The 4,595-nt window shown below is 75.3% G+C and carries 4 protein-coding genes; all 4 read left to right on the forward strand.

Features of this window, described 5'->3' with window-relative positions:
- The first annotated feature begins 84 nt into the window (after positions 1-84).
- The 4 genes from V7793_RS33840 (at position 85) to V7793_RS33855 (ending at position 4,326) form a co-directional block, all read left to right on the forward strand.
- The gene (locus tag V7793_RS33840; protein ID WP_336013525.1) at positions 85-1,380 is read left to right on the forward strand and encodes an energy-coupling factor ABC transporter permease; all 1,296 of its coding nucleotides are present in this window, start codon (positions 85-87) and stop codon (positions 1,378-1,380) included.
- A gap of 2 nt (positions 1,381-1,382) precedes the next feature.
- Positions 1,383-2,174, forward strand: a complete 792-nt coding sequence (gene cbiQ, locus V7793_RS33845; RefSeq protein WP_336013526.1) for a cobalt ECF transporter T component CbiQ — start codon at positions 1,383-1,385, stop codon at positions 2,172-2,174.
- Between the two features lie 94 nt (positions 2,175-2,268).
- Complete coding sequence (locus tag V7793_RS33850) at positions 2,269-3,054, forward strand: energy-coupling factor ABC transporter ATP-binding protein (protein WP_336013527.1); 786 nt, start codon at positions 2,269-2,271, stop codon at positions 3,052-3,054.
- Between the two features lie 90 nt (positions 3,055-3,144).
- On the forward strand, positions 3,145-4,326 hold the full coding sequence (locus V7793_RS33855; protein WP_336013528.1) for a serine hydrolase domain-containing protein: 1,182 nt from the start codon (positions 3,145-3,147) through the stop codon (positions 4,324-4,326).
- The last annotated feature ends 269 nt before the right edge of the window (positions 4,327-4,595 follow it).

The raw sequence follows: 4,595 nt of genomic DNA on the forward strand, positions 1-4,595 counted from the left end.
CACTGCACAAGCTCTTGCGAGAGCTTTGCAGTACGCCCCTATCATCGAGCGGTTCCAGCCACGGTGGTGTGAAGGAGCGACGTCATGCACGTACCGGACGGATTCATCGACGCGCCCGTCTCGGCCGCCACGGCCGTGGTCGCCGCCGGCGCCGTCGCCGTGAGCCTGCGCGGCGCCCGGCGCGAACTCGACGACAAGGCCGCGCCGCTCGCGGGCCTCGTCGCCGCGTTCATCTTCGCCGTCCAGATGCTGAACTTCCCCGTGGCGGCGGGCACGAGCGGGCACCTGCTCGGTGGCGCGCTCGCCGCGATCCTCGTCGGGCCGTACACGGGCGTGCTCTGCATATCCGTCGTCCTGCTCATGCAGGGCGTCCTTTTCGCCGACGGCGGGCTGACCGCGCTCGGCGTCAACATCAGCGTCATGGGCGTGGTGACGACCGTCGTGGCGTACGCGGTGTTCCGCGCCCTGGTGAAGCTGCTGCCACGGGGGCGCACGAGCCTGACCGCGGCCTCCTTCGCCGCCGCCCTCGTCTCCGTCCCGGCCGCGGCCGCCGCGTTCACCCTGATCTACGCGGTCGGCGGCACGACGGACGTGCCGACCGGCAAGGTCTTCACCGCGATGGTCGGCGTCCACACCCTCATCGGCCTGGGCGAGGCCGCGATCACGGCCCTGACGGTCAGCGCGGTGGCAGCGGTCCGCCCGGACCTGATCCACGCGGCGCGGGACGCTCTCCGCCCCCTGGAACTGCGCACGGCGCCGGCGACTTCTCCCCGCCGCGGCGGCGAACAGCCCGGGCGGGGCGGCTTGGCCGTGCCGAACGGCGCGGCCGGGCCTGCGGCCTCGCAGGCATCCGCTGCGCCGGGTGGCCCGGCATCTTCCCTCCGCCGCGACGGCGAACAGCCCCCGCGGCGCGGTCCGGCGGTGCCGGACGGCCTTGAGGGAGGCGGGCACCGCCGGTCGGGCGGTCAGGGGCTGGGCGCCGCTGCGGCGGATTCGATGGGCGCCGCCGAATCCACCGTACCGGAGAGCCCGGCAGCAGTGCCGAAGGGCGCGTCAGCGCCCCGCTCCGCGCGCCGCCTGTGGGTCGCCGGCGTTGCCGTCGCGCTCGTCTGTGCCGGAGGCGTCAGCTACTACGCCTCCTCCAGCCCCGACGGGCTGGAAAAGGTCGCGCACGACGAGGGCATCGACAGCAAGGCCGAGGAGCACGCCGCCAAGGATTCGCCCCTCGCCGACTACCAGGTCAAGGACGTCGCCGACGAGCGCATCTCCGGCGGGCTCGCCGGAGTGATCGGCGTCGGCGCGACCCTGGCCGCCGGCACCGCCGTCTTCGTGGTCGTGCGCCGCCGCCGCGGCGCCGCCCCGCCCGCCGGGAGCGCCTGACGATGGGCGCCGGTCACGCGCACAAGCTCTACCGGCACGCGCATTCCCCCGTCCACGCCCTCCCCCCGCACTGCAAGATCGCCGCCGTTCTCGCGTTCGTCCTCACGGTCGTGGCGACCCCGCGCGAGGCCGTGTGGGCCTTCGGCCTCCACGCCCTGCTCGTCGCCGCCGCGGCCGCGGCGGCCCGTATCCCGGCCGGTTTCCTGCTGCGCCGCCTGCTGGTGGAGATCCCGTTCGTGGCGTTCGCGCTGCTGATGCCGTTCGTCGTGCCGGGGGAGCGGACGTACGTGCTCGGCCTGTCGCTCAGCGAGCCCGGCCTCTGGGGCGCCTGGAACGTCCTGGCCAAGGGCACGCTCGGCGTGGCCGCCTCCGTCCTGCTCGCCTCGACGACGGAGCTCCGCTCGCTCCTCCTGGGCCTGCAGCGCCTGCGCATGCCCCCGCTCCTGGTCCAGATCGCCTCCTTCATGATCCGCTACGGGGACGTGGTCACCGACGAGATGCGCCGCATGCGCATCGCCCGCGAATCGCGCGGATTCACGGCGCGCGGGGTGCGCCACTGGGGCGTCCTGGCCCGGTCCGCGGGCGCGTTGTTCATCCGCTCGTACGAGCGCGGGGAGCGGGTCCATCTGGCGATGGTCAGCCGGGGGTACGCGGGGACGATGCCGGTGCCCGACGAGGCCGCGGCGACCCGTGCGCAGTGGGCGTACGCGGCGGCCCTCCCGCTGGCCGGGCTGGCGGTCTCGCTGGCGGCGTGGGCGGTGACGGGCGGCCTGCCCCGGACCGCCGGCAGCTGACCCGCTCCGCACCCCCTCTGCGCCCCCACCGCATCCCCACCGCACCCCCGCGCACCCCGCCCCGGGCGCCCGCCCCGAACCAGAAGGACCTCCCATGACCACGGCCCCGTCCCTCGAAGTGTCCGGCCTGGCCTACGCCTATCCCGACGGCCACCAGGCCCTCTTCGGCGTCGACCTGGCGGTCGCCCGCGGCGAGCGCGTCGCCCTCCTCGGCCCGAACGGCGCCGGCAAGACCACCCTCGTCCTCCACCTCAACGGCATCCTCGGCGGAGGGCTCGGCCGCGTCAGCGTCGCCGGCCTGCCCGTCGAGAAGCGGAACCTCGCCGAGATCCGCCGCCGCGTCGGCATCGTCTTCCAGGACCCCGACGACCAGCTGTTCATGCCGACCGTCCGCGAGGACGTCGCCTTCGGCCCGGCGGCGGCTGGCCTGCGGGGCGCAGAGCTGGCGGCGTGCGTGGAGAAGGCCCTGGCGCGCGTCGGCATGGCCGGCTTCGCGGACCGCCCGCCGCACCACCTGTCCTTCGGCCAGCGGCGGCGCGTGGCCGTGGCGACCGTCCTGGCGATGGAGCCCGAGATCCTCGTCCTGGACGAGCCCTCGTCCAACCTCGACCCGGCCTCGCGCCGCGAGCTCGCGGACGTCCTGCGCTCCCTCGACGTGACGGTGCTCATGGTCACGCACGACCTGCCGTACGCCCTGGAGCTGTGCGAGCGGTCCGTCGTCCTCAGCGAGGGCGTCATCGCGGCGGACGGCCCGACCCGCGATCTCCTGTGTGACGAGGGCCTCATGCGCGCGCACCGCCTGGAGCTGCCGTTCGGCTTCGACCCGCGCACGGCACGGCCTGCGGGGCCGGACGCGGCCGTCCGGGGCGCCGGAAGGTGACGGGTCCTCCACCCCCGGTCTACGCGCATTGACGAACGCGTTGCACCATGGTGGAGGAATTTGCAGCAATCGGCACAGGAGCAGGCAACAGTGGTGGACGTCCAGGGCACGGTGGCGGACGGTTTCGAACCGGTCCGGGACGCCTTCGCGGAGAACTTCGCCCGGCGCGGCGAACGGGGTGCGGCCGTCGCCGTCTACCGCGACGGGCGCAAGGTCGTCGACCTGTGGGGCGGCGTCCGGGACGCCGACGGCGGCGAGGAGCCGTGGCGGCGCGGCACCGCGCAGATCGTCCGCTCCGCCACGAAGGGCGTGGCCGCGGCGGTCCTGCTGCTCCTGCACCAGCGCGGACAGGTGGACCTGGACGCGCCCGTCGGCACGTACTGGCCCGAGTTCAAGGCGGCCGGCAAGGAGCGGGTCCTCGTCCGGCACCTGCTGTCGCACCGCGCCGGCCTGCCCGCGCTCGACGTGCCCCTCACCCCGGCCCAGGCCGTCGACGGCGTCAGCGGCCCCGCGGCGCTGGCCGCCCAGGCCCCGGCGTGGGAGCCCGGCACGGCGCACGGCTACCACGCGCAGACGTACAGCTGGCTGCTCGGCGAGCTGGTCGAGCGCATCACCGGGCGTTCGATAGGCCGCTGGATCGCCCAGGAGGTGGCCGGGCCGCTGGGCCTGGACCTGTGGCTGGGCCTGCCGGAGTCCGAGCAGCGGGCGGGCCGGGTCGGGCGCATCGCGGACATCGAGGCGCCGGCGGCCCCGTCGTCGGCCGGCCTGCGGGTGCGCCCGAAGCAGTCCGTCACGGACGCCTACCGCGACCCGGAGTCCCTGACGCGGCGCGCCTTCGCGGCGATATCCCCGGCGGCGGACGAGAACGACCCGGCGTACCGCGCCGCCGAACTGCCCGCCTCGGCGGGCATCGCGACGGCGGACGCGCTCGCCCGCTTCTACGCGTCCCTGATCGGGGACGTGGACGGCGTACGGCGGCTCTTCGCACCGGCGACGCTGACGCTGGCCCGCACGGAGGAGTCGGCCGGCCCGGACCGGGTGCTGGTCGTGAACACCCGCTTCGGCCTGGGCTACATGCTCCACGGCCCGTCCTCGCCCCTGCTGGCCCCCGGCTCCTTCGGCCACCCGGGCCGCGGCGGCTCCCTGGCCTTCGCGGACCCGGAATCGGCGGTGTCCTTCGGCTACGTCACCAACGGCATGCAGAAGAACGTCACGGCGGACCCCCGGGCCCAGGCCCTGGTGCGAGCGCTCGCGAAGGTGCTCGCCCCGTAAAACCGAGGGGTACCCCTGCCGGGCCCGGCCGCTCCCGGGGGAGGCCCGTTCGCCATCGGCGCCGGGCCGGGCGGCCTTCTTCCGCCGCGACGGCGACCGGCCGGGACGGCGCGGTCCGTCCTCGCGCCGGGCGCGGGCTGTTCCCGGTCGGTCCGCCCTCTTCTCCTCCGGGCGGCGGGTGCCTACGGTATCCACCCATGCAGCCCGTGCAGCCTCTGCAACGCTTCGGCGGCTACGCCGCCCTCGTCACCGGCGCGGGCCGCGGCATC

It is taken from the genome of Streptomyces sp. KLMMK (assembly GCF_036961605.1).
Taxonomy (GTDB): Bacteria; Actinomycetota; Actinomycetes; order Streptomycetales; family Streptomycetaceae; genus Streptomyces; species Streptomyces telluris.